Annotated in this window: 7 protein-coding genes; 4 read left to right on the top strand and 3 right to left on the bottom strand. The window is 46.5% G+C overall.

Annotation, left to right across the window (positions count from 1 at the left end; genetic code table 11):
* Window positions 1–60 precede the first annotated feature (60 nt).
* From QL982_RS04125 to QL982_RS04110, 4 genes are all read left to right on the top strand, one after another.
* Window positions 61–3,465: a BRCT domain-containing protein gene (locus QL982_RS04125; RefSeq protein ID WP_290163788.1), complete on the top strand. Its 3,405-nt coding sequence runs from the start codon at window positions 61–63 to the stop codon at window positions 3,463–3,465.
* A 62-nt stretch (window positions 3,466–3,527) separates the two neighbouring features.
* Window positions 3,528–11,507 (top strand): HEAT repeat domain-containing protein, encoded by a 7,980-nt coding sequence (locus QL982_RS04120; protein ID WP_290163786.1) that lies wholly within the window; start codon window positions 3,528–3,530, stop codon window positions 11,505–11,507.
* Window positions 11,504–13,759 (top strand): hypothetical protein, encoded by a 2,256-nt coding sequence (locus QL982_RS04115; protein WP_290163784.1) that lies wholly within the window; start codon window positions 11,504–11,506, stop codon window positions 13,757–13,759. The genes QL982_RS04120 and QL982_RS04115 overlap by 4 nt, the downstream gene beginning before the upstream one ends.
* Before the next feature lie 3 nt (window positions 13,760–13,762).
* A complete protein-coding gene (locus tag QL982_RS04110) occupies window positions 13,763–15,202 on the top strand; it encodes a reverse transcriptase family protein (protein WP_290163782.1) in 1,440 nt (479 codons plus the stop codon).
* A 284-nt stretch (window positions 15,203–15,486) separates the two neighbouring features.
* Here QL982_RS04110 and uvrA read toward each other — a convergent pair whose 3' ends face one another.
* The 3 genes from uvrA to QL982_RS04095 form a co-directional block, all read right to left on the bottom strand.
* Complete coding sequence (uvrA, locus tag QL982_RS04105) at window positions 15,487–18,054, bottom strand: excinuclease ABC subunit UvrA (protein WP_290164899.1); 2,568 nt, start codon at window positions 18,052–18,054, stop codon at window positions 15,487–15,489.
* A gap of 252 nt (window positions 18,055–18,306) precedes the next feature.
* Window positions 18,307–19,551, bottom strand: a complete 1,245-nt coding sequence (locus QL982_RS04100; RefSeq protein WP_290164901.1) for a DUF819 family protein — start codon at window positions 19,549–19,551, stop codon at window positions 18,307–18,309.
* Window positions 19,552–19,733: 182 nt separating this feature from the next.
* Window positions 19,734–21,389 (bottom strand): DEAD/DEAH box helicase, encoded by a 1,656-nt coding sequence (locus QL982_RS04095; RefSeq protein WP_290164902.1) that lies wholly within the window; start codon window positions 21,387–21,389, stop codon window positions 19,734–19,736.
* Window positions 21,390–21,834 lie beyond the last annotated feature (445 nt).

Genomic DNA, 21,834 nt, shown 5'->3' with positions numbered 1-21,834 from the left:
GAAAAATTGTGCTATAAAATCCATCCTAAGCTGACAAAATAAAAATTAAGGCAAATTTCTATGAGTCTGTCATTTTCACAAATTCAACAAGCTTGGCAAGCCCAAGATCCAAGCTTGGTCGATAAATTATATATATTGGCGACTCAACAAGACGACGCTATTAACAAACCCATATCTGAACATGCGCTGACCTTTGATCGGTTTTTAGACAAAGCGCTGAGCCATCAGTTCCGTCAACAACACCCCGAGGTACAGTTCGCAGAGCGTGTCGCAATGCTCTCAACGCTTGAGGCGGATGAGGGTGTATACCCACTACCTGATCGCTATAAAATCCACCTCATTTTGATTGCTTTATGGGAAGACGGTAGCCCCTACTCTAGAGCAATTTTAAAACAAGCCATTAGCCTTCTACCGATCAGCTACGGTGTTTGGAAAGGGGTCAAGCGCATCTATAAGCAAGCCGAATCGGCTCAAGATTATGAGATGTTTGGACATATTGCCGCAAAAATCGACTTGCACCGTTTTGACCAAAAGTCACGATCTGCGGTCAGTATGGCAACCAAGACATATATGAGCCTGAGAGCGTGGCGCTATCTGCGCCAACTGGGTCAGCAAATGCCTATTTGCTATATCGATGCTGCTGTCCATGTACTTGCCAGCTACGATGACAGCATGACCGCTGGTAGCCCTGAGCAAATGAACAGCTGGGTACTCAATCACATCTGCTTTCATAATAGCATCGGTTATGGGGTCAATCGCTTTAGTAACAAAACTACTAGAAAACTGTTTGATGCAAAAGGCCGTGCCTTTATCGACGCTTGGCAACGTGACTCTGAACCACTGCTAATGCTGCTGGCCACTGCCAAAAACGAAGCCGTTAGACAGTTTGCCACCGACAGTCTCAAGCATGACTTTAAAACGCAGCTTCGAGATGTGAGTAGCGACACCATTCAGTACCTATCAGCAGGGCAAGCCCATAGCCCTGCACGGGATGAGATGATTGTTTGGTTGCTTGAGACTTCGCCCCACTTTGAAAAATCTCAGTTCCGAGCACTGGGACTGCATGAGGTGGTGTTGACATTGCTACACTCAGATTTTGCCGCGGCTTACCAGTATGCTATTAGCTATGCCAAAAGCTATGCTCAAGATTTAGCACTCGCGGAGCTGATGTTTTTGGCGATTTCAGATTATGCGCCTGTTAGAGAGTTTGCCATCAACAACATTTTAAGCCGTGATCCGATTACCGAGGTTGGTATTAATGGTTGGGGGCAATTACTGGACACCAAGGCACACTATAATACGGCCATCCAACAGCTGAGCAAGCACTTCACACGTCGTGATTTAACGCCTGATTGGTTTTTTAATCGATTAATCAGCGGTAAACCTCACAGCGTAAAGTTTGCAATACAAAAGCTGCCTGAGCTTTATAGTGCCAAAGAGCTAGGGTCTGAATACTTTATTCGCGTCGCCCAGCAGCTAGATCTACCAGCAGCACACCATCCTTCTACTCATAATGACAGTTACTATTATCATAATAGTGACGGCAATGACAGCCACTGCATGGATTTTGTGTTGGATCAGCTCAAACGTTTGGATTTGAGCCAAGTAAACGCTGCCGTGTGGCAAATGCTGTTATTAAACCCCTTGTCACAGTCCACCATTATTGACTGGATTGATGAAGATATATTGTCAGCAGCGACGCTTGATATGAGCTATTGGCATGCACTTGCCTATGAGCCTGATTGGCAAGTGAGTGAATATATTGAACAATTAAAATCTGCTGACAATCCTATTAAAAACTGGCAAACGCATTTAATCTTTGATGAGTATCTGGCAGAGAATGTGCGGGATTGGTTGTCTGATGTGCGTCGATTTGCCCCGATAGATTTGGGTTTTGACTGGTTAATGCAGTTAGCCCATAGCGAACAGGCGGTATACCGCGAATTTGCGATTGACCGTATCAATAAAGGCTTTTTGCCGGCTGATTTTGTGGCGTATTTCGACAGCAGTTCAGACATCTCTACTGGTGATGCGGCTCCTGATGCTAGTGCCGAAGATGTCAGCACCAATGATATGAGTACCGAGGTTGATTTATCTGGTCAACGGTATTTATTCACGGGAAAAATGCAAAGCATGACACGAGGCGATGCCGAAAAGGTTGTAAAAGCAGCCAATGGCGCGATTAGTAGTGCAGTCAACGGTAAGCTCGACTATCTAGTGATTGGAGATGATGGGTCGCCCTTATATGGCAATGGCCGTAAAGGTAGCAAGCAAGTTAAAGCCGAAAGCTTAATCGCTGATGGTGCGCCGCTAAAGATTATTTCCGAAACCGCCTTTTTACAGATGCTGAGTGGTCAATCAAGAGAGGTGTCAGAGGATGACACACTAGAAGGCGCTCAAGCATTGTGGCATATGGCAACAGACGATGCAGCAGCGCCCATTAGCGAGCTTGCCCTCAGCTACCTCAGTCATCATCACGAGCATATTTGCATGGCCTTGACGGATAGACCTGTTGATCCCGATGCCATTATCCCGTCAGCGTTTTTTAATGCTGAGCGCATTATTCCTTTACTACAACATCGTAATAATCGATTACGAGACTTTGGACTGCTGGTCAGTGAGTATGAAATGGCAACGTGGCAGCCCACGCCAGCACTGTGGCTGACCATGGCTGAATCACCTTTTTATGAAGCCACCCAGTTATTGAAGCGGGCGCTATTAGACAAACCCTCTACCGCCAATCGACGGTATCATATCGATGCGGCGCAGTTGAATAAAGCCATGTTGAATGCTTTTATTAACAGTAAAAAGAGCCTAGTGCGCCAAATCGGGATTGCATTACTACAACGCCATCCTAAGTTTCAAGATGTGCAATCTCTTTATCAGCTGACCCAAAGCACTGATAGAGAGGTGCGCTATGCCGCCGTGACTATGTTATGGCAGCATTACAAAGCTCGCCACATCTCGCCTAACTGGCAACCTTTCGTCATCAATGATGCGCAAGATAAGCCAAATTCTAAAGGCTCTATCAGTGCTAAGGCGGTAACTGTACCCTCACCGCAAGCAGCTAAGCGACTATCGGACGACATGCCAGCAGATATTGAACAGCTGCTCTTACTGTTACGTCGAGGGTTGTTTGAATTGCCACCTGGCCGTTTGGGCGGCGCGCAAGACTCACAGCATCAGGACAAAAACAGCCGTCACAAAGGCGATGAAAACCATTCTGATACTACGCTGCGTCTCAAACCCATAGCCGCCAGTCAAGCAAAGCTTGCCTTGATAGAAACGTTTAGAGATGTGGGCTTGACTGACAGCAGCTTTGCGGCATTGATATTGCCCACCTTATTCACCTTTACTAAGTCTGCTGGCAAGATGGAACGCCATGCCTGTTTGGTGGCGGTGACGCGGCTATTGCACCGCTATCCTGAATTATCTGCCTCGTTGCAGCCCGTCGCTTCTGCCTAAATTATCAGTCGCACATAACAATAACAGCAAAAATATGACGCCACCTCAACCGAGATAACATCATGAAGACAATCACATTGCCCTATTGGGGCCAAATTATCGGCATGGTCAGTACGACCAAGGCACCAAAAACCCTTAAGCAAGACAGTCGCAGCCTTTTTATCACACGCCAGCCGCAGATATCAGCAGCGGTCTTATATATTTTGGATGACAAAGACGGGCAATTTAGTCTATCGACAACCACACTACCTTGTCCGATGCAAGCCATCACGACAGTAAATGACACAGTGGACGGCAATTCGATCAGTAATAGTGTGGATAACAATACGGTCGTCATGATTGGTGGTGACGGCCATTTGTATCAAACAGACTGGCAAGCCAAAAAAATAAAAAGTGTCAGCTCAGTTTCTGTCCTCGCCTCTATGTCCAACGCTGATCAGCAGACGGGTGATGACAATCATAACGACAGCCACCAAAGTGCAGTTGCTCATGCTGTCGCAATAGCACCGCTAAAGCACGCCATTGCTATTTTATATCCGCGTCATATTGTTGTTTGGCCTTATCAAAACAACACCACTGCCAACAATATCGTGGTCGTCCCTTATGAATCATCAGGCGAAAATAGCGCGCCTGTGCCTACGACAGCACTGGCAACGTCGAGTGACGGCCATTGGTTGGTGGTGGGTGACAAGCTCGGCGCCATCAGCAGTTATCAATGGACAGGTAGCGATATCACACCAGCTGAGCTATCCACCGAACAACTGACCCTCAGTAGCCAAAAACAAATACATCAAGGCAAAGTAGAATCGCTTTGTTTTGAACCGCTGAGTCAGTACTTTTTTTCGGCAGGTGCCGATAACGGCTTATACCGCACCCATGTTCAGGGCGATTTGCACCCTGTTGATAGAGCCAAATCAAGCCAGCACAGTCAAAAAATAACCGCAATGTGTGTGTCAGGCAGTCGATTGTTTACCGCAGCAGACGACAAAAGCGTGAAGTCTTGGGCATTTGATAAAGGTCAGCCAAACACCTGCAAAGAAGACTTGTCCAAGGCGCACCAGCTTATCCTATCCCGTTATGCAGATAAACCCGCGCTTATGATGGTTGGATCTGACCAAAGTCTGCGTATTATGCCTATTGAGGATGACAAAAGCGGTAAGCTGCTGCCCGTCGCTTGTATTATCAAAGACGGCTATCACAGAGTCAGCCAGCTGTTGACGGACAAGTCCAATCAAAACGACGTCGCTTTTGAAGAAGGTTTGGCATTATTGCATGCAAAGGCTGACAATCAAACCTTGGAGATTGTAAAGCGACTGCTAGCCGATAAAAACAATACCATTAGCGCCAGTCAAGCCTTGCAACTGGTGCAATGGGTTGCCAGTACCGCACTTGATAAAACAAAATCTGTCCTAGAGCAGCAATTGAACACGCCGCGCAGTGCAAAAGTGCGCCTGACCGCCTTTCATGCGTTAGCCGCACAGTCTCGTACAACGGCTCGCCCGCTACAGTATCTAGAGCAAGCCATCAAGAGTAATTACGAAGAAGTGGTGGCCTCAGCGTTACAAGGGTATCTTCAAGCGGCACTGAGTCATACCGATCAGCAACGTCGAATTTTACCCGTATTCAAAACAGCGTTGGCACATAATCTACCCACCATTAGAAAGCAAGCACTGGCATCGCTTGAGGTGTTGTTTCCAGAAGATGAGGCACAAGCAGCGTTGATTGCGTTAGATAGCGATTATGCGGATGATGCAGATATTATTCAGGCCGCGCTTATTCGCTTGTACCAACGCGGTATGCTGGCGTCTCATGAAGTCACTCGGCAACTAACGCGACTGCAAAATCATCAAAATCAATCCGTCCGTCAAACAGCATTTTATGTCTCTATCTTGTCTCAACCAAAATTGGTGGAGGTGTTGAAAAAAAGCGCTCAGCAGCAAGGTGATACTCAGCTGATACGCACGCTGACTGATTTTGATGACTTTAAGTTATTGCGTGGTACGTTGTTAGACAACGCAAGCCATCATAATAAAAACGAGACGGCGGCAGACCAAAAAAACACCCTATTAAATGCAACGATTGACGGCCTGACAGAAGAGCCAGTCGCCCCCGCTGCAAGCTCAAAACACGCCATTCATCTAGACTTGTCGACGCAAGACTTTATGGCACAGACTGACGATAAACGTACCGACGCTGCGACCAAAAAACCCACGGCGAAGACAAAGGCGTCAATTAACATAAGTAGCGCCAGCTTGAGCAGTACCAATTTAAATAACGATGACTTAGAGCCTTTATTACAAAGCTTGGGCAACACGCACAAAGACATTAGCTTTCGCGCCGCTTATGCCTTAGCTTGCCTACAAGACAGCCGTGCCTTTGGTAGCCTTGTTCGACTAATCAGCCACAATGATGATGCTGTGATCCGTGCTGGCGTGGCCACCGCACTGGGCAATTTGGCGCTTGAAGATGCCAAGGCAGTCTTGCCAGCATTACTGGACGACAAGGATACAGGTGTTCGGCAAGTCGCCATGCAAGCGTTTGGCAAGCTGACCGATGATGCATTGTCTTGGGCAGCTATTGGTTTTGCTTCAAAGTACCAAGATATCCATGAGCAATCTTTGGCGATATTTTTGACACAAGTTGGCCCCAGTCAAAGCAACATCCAGACAAAAGGTCAGGCCAATAAGCGCGCTACTAATCCAAGCACCGCTAAAAACAACAACGCTGATGATGCGCAAATGCCATCAGAGATGACTGCCATCTTACTGCAAGCACTAAACAACCCGTTTACCAGTATTCGGTTGGAAGTGGTAAAAGTTCTGCTTAACCGTCAGCTTGCCAATGCGGCATCAACCGCTATTACCGACATCATTAGCCTATTGCAACAGAGTCTATTTGAAGACGTGCATCAAGTCGCGATAGAAGAGTGGCAACGCACATTGCTGACGCTAGCATCGAAACAAAAAACAGATACACAAGGTGCAGTCAATCATCAAAACCTCAATCAAGCAGTGCTGACGCTGTTTTTTGCGGATACATTTACAGCGATTCGCAAGCAAGCTTTTGACATCGCATTGAAGCAAAGTAAGCACTTGGGGTTTGTTGATGTGGTGCTAGGCGCGCTTGCCAGTCCTTATGCAGATATTAAAAATCTCGCACTCACAACCATCCATAAAAAATCGACTGTCAATCAGCTGCCATCATTAATGCCTGCCTTAATCGGCTTGTTAGCAGACGATAGCATCGCGCTGCGTAAGCAAGCATTGAATGTCGCGTTGGCGCTGACCGGTTTACAACTCACCAGTGTGGTCAATGAGCCGAGTGCTGATGATAAAGGCATCCGCACAAATGAAGCGAGCCATTATGAGACCTTGATTACCTCAGCACTAAACAGCCCCTACCCTGATATCCAGCTGACAGTCGCTCAAATGCTGGCCACTCAATCACGGCGATATGCTGACGAACAACAGGCGCAGCATAATGATGATCAAGCTTACAAGGTGTTTAAGCATTATCTAGATGCCCCTATGCCCTCGCTTGCAAATAACAGCGATAGCTATACTCAGTGGCATAACCATGTCAGTCAAGCACTGTTTGGCTTGGCGAGGCTGGCATACCCTTCAAGGTACGATGCTTTGGGTTGGTATGCTAAGTACTTGCACCATCCAGATGCGAATTTTAAGCAGCTTGCGCCAAAACTCACGCAAATTGTCTGCTTGGATGACATTGACCTACTCGCCAAGTGGCAAACAGACGAAAACTCACTCATCAGTCAATCGGCCAGCTTGTGTTTGGCCATCTTGGGTGATGTAAGAGGGCGACATTTCCTCACACATAATATGCGAGAAGGTACAGACAATATCAACACGCTTGTCGCACCGATGACGCCTGTCCATTGGCTGCAAGCACAGCATGGTTTGAGCATTACTCATGCACAGCAATTGCAGCCTTTGTTTGAGTCAGAATCTTATGCAGTAGCAGCCAGACTGTTATTGATATTCAATGACTTGCAAAATGACAAGCAAGATACGGCGGCAGAGACCGTTGCGCTCTCGACAATTGGACGACCCAATCGACTGATTGAGGCGTTGAGCTTTGCGGATAATGAAACAGCGGTGCTTTATGCCAATATACTCGCTCGTTATCCGAACCACACGCCACACGCTGATGGTCAACCAGCGTTATCATCAGCGTGGCAGTATTTGAGTGATGCTTTAACCCGTCAATTGAGCACTGTTTTATCCAATCATGCCTCAGTGATTACGATGCTGGCGAATGCCATGCCAAAAAATACGGCGATCAAAGATACAGCCGTCAAAGGAGATAATAAAGCCCCGTCTCATAGCACGACCTCTGTTCGAGTAGCGGTATTGACGACCGTGAGCACGGCCACTTTACAACAGCTCGCGACGCTCAGCCATCATCACCAGCCATTGGTACGCGCCCAAACCATCAACGTGATTTGCCATTTATCTGAATTACTTGCGCATGATTATTATGACGATGAGGACGATGTTTTAGCGACCTTGCAAAAATGGCAACGCAGTTTACAAGTACTATTAAGCGCACACCCCATTCCTGCCAGCATCCATGACGTAGCAAGTGCAGACGATGCAAAAGGCGCTATATCGTATCCGTACCAGACACTGGCATTTGGTACTTGGTTGGGTGTCATACGTGCTGGTGACGGCTATTACGACAGCGGCAATACCACAGATCAGGCCATTCGAGGTCTGATGTGGCTTGCCTTATCGTCTAGTGACAAAAATGATGCTGAAAATGCTGGAAACAACGATGTCTCCATTAATGACACAAACAATTACCACTGGAAAGACAGTGCCAGTCGCGTATTATTGCCGTTACTAAACCATCGAGGGTTTGATACGCGTGAGCTGGCATGGGACAGTTTGTGTCAGCTCAATGTCGCCACCCAAAAGCTGGCAGAATATGCCATGAGCACGCCTTATCGCGACATGGTCAAACGTGGATTGGATTTATTGTTAAGCAGTACAGAAGCTGAGTCTGCGAGTACAGATGTTGCCAATCAGCATTTGATTGGGCTGCTAAAAACCAATAACGTTATTTTGGCAGAAGAAACCTATCAGCGATTAAAAGAGCGACTTGGTCACTTGCCAGCCAGTTTATTGGGGCTACAAGCCTATAGCGCGTTGCTGCGTTACCAAAGCGTTGTCGAATGGCGACAGGTAGCGATATCGCCGTTTGCACACAGTCCGTCAACACTGCGTCAAGACAAGCTCAGATTTTTAGAGCAAGCGATCAAAAGCGAAGATTGGAACACCCGCTATCAAGCCTTTATGCAATTGACCGACTTTTATGAGGTCGTGTTTTCTGACAGCACCGTGTTCGATGAATTGTTTGAATTTTTGGCAGATGGTCAGTCAGAGCGTGAGCAAAATCGGGCCTTACAGTGCATCATTCAGGCGCTACAGTCTTATCCGCGTATCCAAGGTGTGACTCATTCTATAAACCACGGCACCAGTAGTGATGACCAACAACATAAACCGTCTAGTGATTTTGATGATAAGCAAGCCAGTTCGGTTGTCGGAGCAGCATATGAAAGGCTTCTCGGTTTATTAGATGACCCACAGCTTAAATTGCCCAAATCCGAGATTTATGACGGCATTGCCGAGCTGCGGGATGTGCGTTTGGTTGCGACACTGTTAGCGCGTTTACAACACCGCTTTGATTACTTGCCGCATGAGCACAAACGAGAGCGCCAGCAGATTTTTGATACTCTCGTGACCATTAGTGGCTATGACCAATCCATTCATGATTATTTGGATGAGAAAGCCGATGAGCGTTGGTTGCAACGCCAATATCCAAGACATCCGCAAGTGTTGTTATCACTGTTTGTCACGCTTATGGGGCACAGTGACTACGATCACGCCGCTCAGCTGCTACCGTCATTATCGTGGGCGAAAGCAACAGCCACAGCAGATATGACAGTAGAAAGTATATCGACGCGCATTGATACTGCATTGACACTGGCATACCAACAGCTGCCTGCACAATATACCGTTAAGCTGGTTCAAGCATTGGCTTACCGTGCCAAGCGACGCCATGGTAGCCTAGTGGTATTGCATCAAGCTCTATCAAATAAAGATGCTGATGTACAATGGTTTGCCGCTGAAGGGCTGGCAAGTTGTGGCCGTGCAGAAGGATTGACTATCTTGATGGCTACGATAGATTATAATCCTGATGGCGAATTACGCCGCCGTAGTGTGCTTGCCATTGGTGAATTGCTAGGCAACAGTAACAACCAAAATACTCACTCGCCTAATGCTAGCTCACCTGTGGACAATGCTGATAAAAACTTACAGGTTCATACTTTATACAAAGCCTATGATAAGTTAATCAAACTGGCCGAAGATGATGAGCATTACCTGCAAGATGTGGCCAGTGAAGCCTTAGGTCGCCTTGCACAAGGTGGTGACTTTGAGCATAGCCCGCATATTTTTGAGCTACTAAAATCGCATTTATCAGACCCCGCAATCCATTTCACCAATCCCGGCATTGTCCATTGGTTAAATGGACTGCGCTGGCTCAACACAACGCCTGCTTGGGAACAAATACGCCACTATATACGCATTCATCTTGATAAAGCCATATTTTTCCGTCCACAAAGGCATGCGGTATGGCTACTACAGATGAATGATAGCGATGCCAATCAAGCATTAATGTTAGATATCTTAAAGACGAGCAACTTAGACTGTGCTGTGCTTATGGCGGCTTACACTGCGGCACAGAAAACTTGGGGCAGTCTCGCATCGCAGGTTTACCCTTATGATTGGGCAGCCATTCAAAGCCATAATAATGACTTTATAGAAGAGACTGAGCATTTGAGTCTAAAGCGTATCATTGATAATAGCAGCATCGATGAGCTGGCAGCATTTATCACCCAGCATGGCACGCACTTACCATCCGACATCTTGATGGCACTGCAAAATGCCATTATGGCCAAGCAAGACATGCCAACATCGCAGCTTACCGCGTTGATTACCAGTAACAACACACTGACACAGCATATTGGCTTGAGTTATTTGACCCAGTATCCGACGGAGCATCTTGATACCGATATGATGGTGACTCTACAGCACTGCCTCGATAATGCGAAGCAGCAATGGCAAGCGCTGATAACCGTTATTGATCAAAGCCCAACCAGCATTAGTGATTCGCAGTGGCGCGAACGTATTGAACAAGTAAGCGGTACTATTAAGCAGCTTATTTGGCTAGTGATGCGCCATTTTTCATTACCCAATGCGACAGCTGCCGAGAACACCTCCAATCTTCAAAAAATTGTCACCACACTTGAACGGCTAAGCAAATTTTCATTGTCCAATGCGACAACTACCGAGAATGCCTCCAACTTTCAAAAAATATCCACCACACTTGAATGGCTAAGCAAAGCACATCATTCGTCGATGGTGATATCAGTGCCATTACTATCTGCTATCGTCAACGACTGGTGGCAACAAGCCTTGCTGGCATTGTTGGCCAGACCCCATTGTGATGATGCTCTGCTGGCAAATATTGAGCCTTTGTTACGCGCTATGTCGACCACACAGCAGCCACCAGAGTCACGGCCATTGCAGCATGATAGCCAAACGCTATTGCTTGCACTCATCAATCGAATCGCCGCACAGGCAAGCACCAATACCAGTAACATCAGTGCCGAGTCATCATCAACCTTGAGCATCAATCAACAGCTGTTACTGTGGATTAGAGAGCACAATGCTGCCGCACTTTATGACTGCGCCAGTAGTGCGACCACGGATGAGATGGTCAAAGTCCGCGCTATCGAAGCGCTGGGGCAACTGACTGATCCAAGAATTGAGCAATGGTTACATGCCTTGATGACGCAAGCAGACGATGACACTCAAAAACTGGCGTACAAAGTACTACGCCGCTGGCAACGTGGCATGATACGAGCGCAACAAAAGCGTCCGTCGTCATCCATCGCAGCACAAAATAGTCAGGACAGCAGTCAAAAAAGCAATCAGGGTGAAGGAGACAGTCAATGACTATAGACAATCAATTAGACCAAGCATCAGAAACAGAGTCAGAAGTAGTGGCAAACACTGATGGCATTATAATGCAGTTAGACTACGCTGCACCTAGCCAAATCAGTCAAGTTGGCGAATCGTCAGATTCATTGTCGGAGGCGCAAACGACCGAACACACTCAGCATGTGGCACTATTTGCTCAGCTGAATCGATCGGAGGTTAACTTCCATGGTAAGGTAAAATCTCCCCTTGTCTTTCGTGACAGTTTGCTAGCCTTATTTGATGTGGTCAGCAGCGATTACCGTTATGTGCCAAAAGACCGCTCAGCGTATACGGTATTTATGCAGATGCGCCGTGCCAGCAGCAATAAGAACCTATTTACTGCGCAGCGTGATTACTTTACGTGGTTGTTTAATAATGACCCACTGGCCTTTTGTATTTTGGACCCGATTATTCAGGTGCACGAGCAAGGTGTCAGCTTTGAGGTATTTAGCCGTGATGAAGGTTGCTATGCTCAATTGACCTTGACCAATGAGATTTTTGAGCAAAGCGCCAAGCCTACCCTTGGTACCACGAGCATTGATTATAGTACGGCTTTGTTTGACGGTATTCAGCAAATTCGAGACCATCAACAGACGGTATTAGACATTGGTCATGAAGCGGTCGGCTTACAGTTACTCGAAACCATGCCAGAGGCTGATAATGACGAGGCAAACAGTACAGGTACTGATAGTGCATTCACCGCACCCACCGTAAAAAAACAGATCATAGAAAAGCGCATCAATGTACCCAGAAGCTGGATCAGAGCACTGCTACAAGTACAGTCTGCACATCAATTGCCGCAAGACACCATTCACCTTGATCCTATTGCGCTCTATAACGTGCTGTTTGAGCTGCGCATGCATGCTGATATCAAAGGCAAGCGCCGCGGACTGCTGATTGAACTCAGACCACAGCAATTACCGATTATTGTACTTGAGCCATTTGATATCACTGTCACCAGCCAAGTCAGTCAACAGCAAACACCTTATCAAGGCCAACAGGCCAAACTGATTCGCTTATGGGGTCGTCGTCGTCTCAGCCTATTAAAACGACTGTTGCCGCATGCTGATAGTGTTTCCGTCTCTTTATTGGGTCAAGGCATGCCAAGCTATTGGACCGTGACGGGCAAAGGATTTCACTTCACCTTTGCCATGACAGGCTTTAGCCAAGCCAACTGGTCACAGTCATTAAACTTTGACTTATTATTGCCCAAGCGTCCATTGCATAATACATTAGCTGCTAGTGAAGGGTTATCAGGCAGTGGTAAAGCAACCTTAAACGCTCGCAATGATGATAATAGCGATGACAATAATGGCCTGTCTGTATTGATGACCACGCTGGCAAATACCCCCAGCAATCTAGAAGACTTGGTAAAGTCGCTATCAGCAGATACGTCATTAGATCCTGCATCAGTGTCTAATCAGCAAGTGCAGCAATGGCTACTATCAGGTACTCAGCAGGGCTTGATTCGCTATGATGTGGCGACGCAGCTGTATCATTACAGACCATTGACCCAAGCACCGCTTGAGATGGCGCAGTTTGCTTATCACAATGAGGCAGAAAAACAGGCCTTTGATTTATTAAGTCGTGCCGATGGTGTACAGAATTTTTCGGTTGAGACTGTTGCTGTCAAAGGCATTACCATCCGTGCAGACATCCATGTCGAAGAAGACAGACGTACTTACCACAGTCAGCTGCAATTGGGCGACGAAGGACTGGTGACCAAAGCAGAATGTAGCTGCCCGCAGTACTTGCAGCATCGTCTCACTCATGGTGTGTGCGCGCATCTTATCGCGCTGCGTCTTAGGTACAATCAATACGACCCGAATAACACCAGTAATGACAGCTGGCATGACACTCGTGTCTTGAGTAAACGCGTTAATAAGACGATGAGTAATCAAGAAAGCGTGCCAACAAAAGCAGCCAACAACTCGTTGAAGGCATTACCTTCTGAAATGACGCTTGATTTGACAGCCTTAACTCAACCAGCGACCCACTCACATGAGACTGCAAACAACAAACCACAGACTTTAGCAGCGCAAGAAACCTCTATTGCGTATGTCTACATCACCATTGCCCATAAAAAAATCACCATTGAACAAACTACAGGTAATGAGGACACACGCCAGCAACTGGTGTTTAATCAACCTGCTCAAGCCAAAGCCGCTTTTTTACAACATATTGCCAGATTTGAAGCCAAAGGCTTTATCGAAAACCAAGGGATGTAATGTATGACCACACAAACAGCCAACCATAACGATTACATCAGTCCTGAGCCAGCACCCACTCCTTTTGAGCGTCAGTGGCAACAATTATGGCAAGAGATTGAGCTGGCAGGCGGCCGTTACCAATACGTACAGCAGCAGCTGGTCAGCCAAGGATTTATGGTCGATCGTCAGCCCGTCGATAATATGAGCCCAAAAGAACGGGAGCGCTATAAAAAAGCCTTGAAAAAAGAGGCAGCAGAAGAAAGAATCCTCAAAAAATCAGCATGGCAAGCATACAAAGCGCATCACATGGTTTATCTTGGCCGCCATGTATATTGGTCGGATGACACCAGTACTGACAAGTGGGACGTAAAAAATGCAGCCAATCGACTGATTGAAAACAAACTACCGCTATTGAGCAAACACAGTGAACTAGCAGAAGCGGTGAACCTTAGCATCCCGCAATTAAAAGGGTTGTGCTATCAAAGAGAGGTCGCCACCAATCTGTCTTATTCGCATTTCACTATTGCCAAACGCAATGGCACAGCGCGTCAAATATGGTCGCCCATTCCGCGCTTGAAGTTTGTACAGCGCTGGATTTTGAATCAAGTCTTAAACAACTTAACGACGCATGATGCCGCACATGGTTTTGTTCGTGGCAAATCTATCGTGACCAATGCAGCCGTACACAGCAACAGTGAGCTGCTTATTAAGCTGGATGTCAAAGATTTCTTTCCTAGCGTGAGCTGGCGCCGTGTCAAAGGTGTGTTTCGTCATACTGGCTACCCAGAGCAAATTGCCACATTATTGGCATTATTGTGTACGGAGTCGCCCCGACAAGTGGTGCAGCAAGATGGCGTTACCTACTATGTGGCATTAGGCGATAGAGCCTTGCCACAAGGCGCGCCTACCAGTCCTGCATTAACGAACATCGTTTGCCTAAATCTGGATCGACGCTTGACAGGATTGGCAGAAAAGTTGGGCCTACGTTATAGCCGTTATGCCGATGACTTGACCTTTAGTGTGCCCGCTATTGAAGACACCAAACCCAAATCGAAGGCTAAAACAACGATTAAAGCCACGACCAGCACCGCAAAAAAACAAGCCGATACGCAGCACAACAAGCTGATCGGGCAACTGCTCGGCTCAGTCCATAAGATATTACGTGAAGAAGGTTTTGCATTAAATAATGATAAAACGCGCGTGATTCGTAAAGGCAACCAGCAACAAGTGACAGGCATGGTGGTCAATGGACAAGGCGTACCTAGGGTATCTCGTCAAATCAAAAAAATGTTACGAGCAGCTGTCCATAACCTAGAGTCAGGCGGCAAATTACGCGCGGATGAGACTTTAAATACGTTGTCAGGATATGCCGCTTGGATAGCCTCGGCAGAGCCAGAGCTAGGACACAGTTATCTAGCTAGAATTGAACGTTTACAAGTGCAGCAAGAGACACCTGCATAGATATTTATTTATACTTACAAAAAATGAGTATTAGAAAAATTCTATTTCTAGGGCGTGTCCTCATTTTAAAAATGGTGATAAAAATGAGATAAATCGCAGTCAAACGAGGAAAATAGTGCAGATAATATCGAGATATTAGTCAGCTATTTGACGCCGTTTGGCAAGATTTAGCCATTTTTAACCCATTTAGATAACTATCGATTGAATTGAGGACACGCCCTAATACTCATTTTTACATCAGTAACATGTACGGATGTAAAGACACTGATATAAATATAGTACCATTACACCAGTAAAAAAGGTGCAGTACGGCTGTCTTTTGACTGAGAAACATCATATGGCGTACCTTGAGCAACAATCATTCCGCCCGCATCTCCAGCCTCTGGCCCGATATCTATAATCCAGTCGCTGTTGCTAGCCACTTGCATATCGTGTTCAACCATGATGACGGTATTGCCCGCATCGACGAGACCATTTAACTGTGTCATTAGCATGGACACATCAGCAGGGTGTAGGCCTGTGGTTGGTTCATCTAAGATGTATAGCGTGTCGCCTCGTTGCACACGCTGCAGCTCAGTGGCAAGCTTAATCCGCTGCGCTTCGCCGCCTGATAACTCGGTAGCAGGCTGACCCAGACGTAAGTAGCCAAGTCCAACTTGTAGTAACGCCTCTAATGCACGTAAAATGGGGGCCTCATCAGCAAAAAACTCATGAGCCGCTTCAACTGTTAAGTTCAAGACTTCGGCGATGTTTTTATCTCGATAAGTGATTGCCAGCGTATCCTCATCATAACGTTGACCATGACAAACCTGACAAGGCGCATAGACGCTTGGTAGGAATAACAGCTCAACACTGACAAACCCTAAGCCTTCGCAATTTGGGCAGCGGCCTTTGGTCGTGTTAAATGAGAACCTGCCAGCATCATAGCCATGAGATTTTGCTTGCTTGGTCGCCGCAAAAATCTTACGTACATCGTCAAACAAACCCGTATAGGTTGCCAAATTAGAGCGCGGTGTACGCCCAATCGCTTTTTGATTGATATTAATAAGACGGCGGACGTGCTTCATGCCAGCGACGATTTCACCACCAGTTACTGACTCAAGCTCTTGCTCAAGTAAGTCTGCCTCACCAACAGGCGCGTCTGTGACTGTCTTTTGACCCAATGCTTCATTGATAAGCTCTACCAACGCTTGACTGACAAGGCTTGATTTTCCTGAGCCCGAGACCCCTGTAACGCTGGTCATGACCCCAAGCGGAAACTCAACGTCTAATCCTGTGATATTGTTTCGCTCGATGTTAGCAAGCTTAAGCCACTCTGTCGGCTGCCTTGTGCTAGATTTTGACTTTGCGTTAGACGTAGTATTGGCAAAGAGATATTGGCCAGTATGCGACTGTTCAACCTCACGAAGACCATCTACAGAACCACTATAGACAATCTCACCACCATGCGTGCCTGCCTTTGGCCCGACATCGACTACCCAATCGGCATGTCTGATGACGCTCACGTCATGCTCAACGACAAACACCGAGTTACCAGCGGCAATCAGCTCATCCAACGACCCTAGCAATGCTTGAGTATCAGCAGGATGCAGACCTGCCGATGGCTCATCAAGGACATAGACCACGCCAAACAGCTGCGAGCGAATTTGAGTGGCCAAACGCAGTCGCTGTAGCTCACCAGGAGAGAGTGTCGGTGTTGTACGCTCAAGCGATAGATAGCCCAACCCTAACCTTGTCAGCGCTTCAACACGAGAGAGAATGTCACTGGCGATACGCTGGGCGACGATGGCTTTTTCGCGGTTTGGTGTGTTATCAGCTACCTTGGTACAAGCGGTTGTTTCTAGTTTTTCCGCCATTTCAGTCAGTGTTAACTGTGATAGCTCACCGATATCGAGTCCTGCAAACTTAACCGATAGCGATTCTTTCTTTAATTTTTTGCCATGGCATTCTGGACACTCAGATATCTGCATAAACTGCGAGACGCGCTTTTTGGTACGTGGGCTCTGAGTGGTGGCAAAAGAGTGCAAAATGAAGTTTTTGGCACTGGTAAAAGTACCCATATAGTTTGGCTTTTCGCCTTTTTCAATCGCATCACGCGTTTGCTCAATGTTGTATTCAGGATAGACAGGTACTGTTGACGTATCATCTGTAAACAAAATCCAGTCGCGTGTTTTTTTCGGCAGTGTGTGCCATGGTTTATCAATATCATAGCCCAATGTGGTCAATATACGGCTAAGGTTTTGTCCTTGCCACGCTGGTGGCCATGCCGCAATTGCCCGCTCACGGATGGTCTTGGTATTGTCTGGGACCAGCAACTCTTCAGTGACCTCAAATACGCGGCCAATACCTGAGCAAGTCGGACAAGCACCATCTGGCGTATTGGGAGAGAATGCATCGGCATACAGTATTCCTTGATCTGCTGGATACTCTCCTGCGCGTGAGTACAGCATACGCAGGCCATTGGATATCGTCGTTACGCTACCCACGGACGATCGCACTGAAGGCGTACCTCTTTTTTGCTGCAAAGCGACTGCTGGTGGTAAGCCTTCTATAGAATCGACATCTGGCTCATCGACCTGATCAATGAGTCGTCTTGCATAAGGGGATACCGAATCGAGATAGCGGCGTTGTGACTCGGCAAACAACGTACCAAATGCTAATGATGACTTTCCTGAGCCGGAGATACCAGTAAAGACCACTAGTGCATTGCGAGGTAAATCAACATCAACGTTCTTTAAGTTATGTACACGCGCGCCTCTGACCTGAATATTATCTTGGTCAGGGTTATAAAGGGCGTTCTTTACTGTGCTTGTTATACTTGTTTTTTCTTCTAATTTTTTTGGGTTTGCCATAACGTTATTGTTCCTATCGAATCGATGTATTATTCCTAACGTGCTTAGTTTTCTTTATTTAATCAGTTGTCTTTATTCAATTAGCAGAAAGGTTAACACGTACTCATGGAAGGTCATGGCGAGGTTTACGTATCAATAGCATAGATAGACAAAATGATAACTCAAGTCACCCAATCATTAATAATAAAAAACCCGCATCAATGCGGGTTTTGTTTAGCAAAAAACACTATTAGTAAAATGACAAATTAGAGATTAAGACACCACCAAACGCATCAATTGGGTGCTGATATAACCGCCAAACGTCCCTACCGCATAACCTAAAATACCCAAGAATACGCCAACTGGAGCCAGTGACGGATGAAACGCTGTTGCGACAATCGGGGCGGAAGATGCCCCGCCAGTGTTGGCATTAGAGCCAACTGCCAAAAAGAAAAACGGCGCACGAATGAGTCTGGCGACAGCAAAAATAATCACGACATGGATGCTCATCCATAAGAAACCAATTAGTAGTAACCGCCACTGTGAGACGATACCAGCCAAATTAATCTGCATACCGATCGCGGCGATTAATACAAAGATAAATACCGTGCCTATTTTTGATGCACCAACATGATCAAGCCTGCGAATCTTAGTAAAAGAAAAGATGACGCCTATTAAGGTGATAATCACCACCATCCAAAAAAATGAGCTGGCAAAGCTATACTGTACTGCCCATTTGTATGGGGCAAAAAACCCTGCAATCTGTCCTCCGACGAAATGCGCCACTCCGACCATCGCAAAACATAAACCAAACATCACCATCAAATCATTGATGGTTGCTGGGCGCGCATGATCACGCTCATAGCTCTCGACGGCTTTAATAACCTTATCGATACTACTGGTATCCGCGCGTAGAAAACGGTCTATTTTGTCACTGTGTTTTGCCATCACCAAGATAGCCAATAACCATAATGAGGCATTGGTAGCATCGACCAAAATCATCATACCAAACAAATCATCACTGACCCCGAATAGCTCCTTCATCGCGGCTTGATTGGCCGCCCCGCCGATCCAACTGCCCGCCACCGCTGAAAATCCGCGCCATAGCGTGTCATCTGTGAACATGCCAGGCGATATCCATTTAGCAATCCCTAAACTGATCGGACCACTGATGATGATAGCGATACTCGCAGCGAAGAACATGGCGATTGCTTTCCAGCCTAAGCCCAATATCTTGGGCACATCCATTGATAAGGTCATCAACAGCAAACTTGCTGGCAGTAAATAAGTCGCAGTAAAACCATAAATCTGCGAACCAACGCCATCAGTGAAGACGCCCAAGCTATTCAGAGTGGCTGGTATAAAGCAGCACAACACAATACCTGGTAGTACCGCATAAAACCGTCGCCAAAACTTACCCGGTAAGCCTTGGGTATAAAAAACCAGACCAATAATGGCCATGATGATGCCAAAAGCTAATGGCAAATTATCAATTGCTAAATTTGAGGTGGCAGACATCAAGGTGCTCCAAGTGTTACAACGGGCAAAAGTAAATCAGTATAGACAAGGCAAAAAACTCATACAAGGACAAATACGGAATTATCAAACGCAAAAAAGCCAGATAACAAGTATCTGGCTTTTTTAGTGTTATTTTTAGACGATCAATGAATCAATCATTTTAATCGTCAAATATAACCATATTACGAGTTGTTACCACGGTTGCCGCCGTTTGGACGACCTTGGCCACGGCTGTCAGAACGACCAGCTGGACGACCTTGGCTGCCGCTTGGACGACCGCGACCGGTTGCAGCGCGCTCACCACGTGGAACGCCAGTGCTATCACCGCGGCTAGGGCCACCAGTGCGCTTGCCTTGATACGGCTTGCCACCTGAACGCTCATTTGGTTTGCCTGACGTGTCACGTGGCTTACCTTGATAGCCGCTGTCATTGCTAGCACGTTGACCAGTTGATGAGCTGTCGCTTGAACGACCACGAGCATTAGCAGGATTACCTTGATAGCCACCGCCTGAACGACCACGGCCTTGACCGCCACCGCCGTTAGAACGACCACGACCACGGCCACGACCATTACCTTTATTTTCGCTAGGTACGTAAGTTTTCTTAGGCTCCATGCCTTCGATGATACATACTTCCATTTTGCGATCTAAATAACGGTTGATAGCGTTTAGCTGTGGACGATCATCCATGCTACATAAGCTGATAGCGATACCAGTACGACCAGCACGGCCACAACGACCGATACGATGGACGTAATCTTCAGTTTGGCGTGGAAGATCATAGTTGATGACGTGCGAGATTGCTGGAATGTCTAGACCACGAGCAGCAACGTCAGTCGCTACTAGGATTTTAACTTTACCATTACGCAAATCTTGAACGATACGGTTACGCTTGCTTTGTGGCAAGTCACCATGTAGGAAGCTTGCTTTATGACCAGCTTCTTGTAACTGTTTTGCTAGTTTTTCAGTGCTACGTTTGGTAGCAGCAAAGATAATGATCTGTTCCATATCTTGCTGGCAAACGATTTTGTCAAGTAAACGGTTTTTATGATCGAAATCATCACAGTAGTACACTTTTTCTTCGATGTGTGCAGATTCTACTTTGATTGATACACGCTCAGGGTTCTTAGTGAAGCTGGCAGCGATTTTACCTACTGGGCCATCCCAAGTTGCAGAACACATGATGGTTTGACGATCAGTAGGAGCAGCGCGCAAGATGTCACTGATGTCATCAGCAAAACCCATGTCTAGCATGCGGTCAGCTTCATCAAGTACCAATACTTCTAGGCTTGATAAGTCAACACGACCAGCATTGATATGGTCAAGTAGACGACCAGGAGTCGCAACGATTACTTGAACGCCTTTTTTCAAAGCAGTGATCTGACCGTTGTATGGTGCGCCGCCAACTAGTGGCACACAAAATAGACCGCGCATATCTTTAGAGTATGTACGAACGCTGTCATGTACTTGCTGAGCAAGTTCACGCGTTGGCGTTAGGATAAGTGCTTTGGTTAATTTGTCAAAGCTAGTGGCACGGCTCAAACGGTCAAGTACAGGGATAACGAAAGCCGCAGTTTTACCACTACCCGTTTGCGCTGACAATAAAAGGTCACGACCTGCTAGAGCAAAAGGAATAGCTTGTGCTTGGATAGGCGTTGGGTTGGTATAACCACTGCGATCAAGTGCAGTTAGAATAGGCTTAGCGATGCCAAGATCAGTAAAAGTAACTTGGTTTTCGTCAACAGCGTCAGTAGCAGCCGCTTGAGTGTCAGTATTTGGGGTGTCAGTGTTTTCGATGATGCCGTTTTCAGCGGCGATTGCAGATAAGATGTCAGTCATAAGAATCCTTGGTAAGTATAAGTTGCTGTAAATTCAGCAAACTTGATGCATACCACTGATAACCGTTCACCACGCTGCCTTTATTAAATAACTACCGAGCAACATAAAATTGTCGATAACTAGAAACCAAGCCAATAAAGCTTAGCGTCTTTATAATAAATGCGTTCGTGCTGTCTGACGTATTTTGGTGGTAGTGCCGAGTGTCTTATCCTTGCTTGATATACGCACATTATCAATGCTTTGTCCAAAGCAGATAAAGGCAAACAGCAACCAATCTAGACCCTGTTTATAGGCCAGTAGATAAGATATGAGTCAAAAATAACTGATATTTTTATAAATGGTTATTTAAGTACACAAAATCATCGGCAACAATTACTTATGGTCATCCTAGACCCAAAATCGCAGGCGATGTTATCAATCTCATAATTCACGAAAGCCTAAGCTA

This window comes from Psychrobacter sp. 5A.1 (genome assembly GCF_030407455.1).
In the GTDB taxonomy this organism is placed as follows: domain Bacteria; phylum Pseudomonadota; class Gammaproteobacteria; order Pseudomonadales; family Moraxellaceae; genus Psychrobacter.
The sequence above is the reverse complement of the archived record's forward strand: the minus strand, read 5'-3'. Positions and strand labels throughout refer to the sequence as shown.

Bases quoted from the DNA above. Each gene is read 5' to 3' on its own strand.
- QL982_RS04115 (WP_290163784.1), top strand. From the start codon at position 11,504: ATGACTATAGACAATCAATTAGACCAAGCATCAGAAACAGAGTCAGAA.
- QL982_RS04125 (WP_290163788.1), top strand. From the start codon at position 61: ATGAGTCTGTCATTTTCACAAATTCAACAAGCTTGGCAAGCCCAAGAT.
- QL982_RS04095 (WP_290164902.1), bottom strand. From the start codon at position 21,389: ATGACTGACATCTTATCTGCAATCGCCGCTGAAAACGGCATCATCGAA.
- QL982_RS04100 (WP_290164901.1), bottom strand. From the start codon at position 19,551: ATGTCTGCCACCTCAAATTTAGCAATTGATAATTTGCCATTAGCTTTT.
- uvrA (WP_290164899.1), bottom strand. From the start codon at position 18,054: ATGGCAAACCCAAAAAAATTAGAAGAAAAAACAAGTATAACAAGCACA.
- QL982_RS04110 (WP_290163782.1), top strand. From the start codon at position 13,763: ATGACCACACAAACAGCCAACCATAACGATTACATCAGTCCTGAGCCA.
- QL982_RS04120 (WP_290163786.1), top strand. From the start codon at position 3,528: ATGAAGACAATCACATTGCCCTATTGGGGCCAAATTATCGGCATGGTC.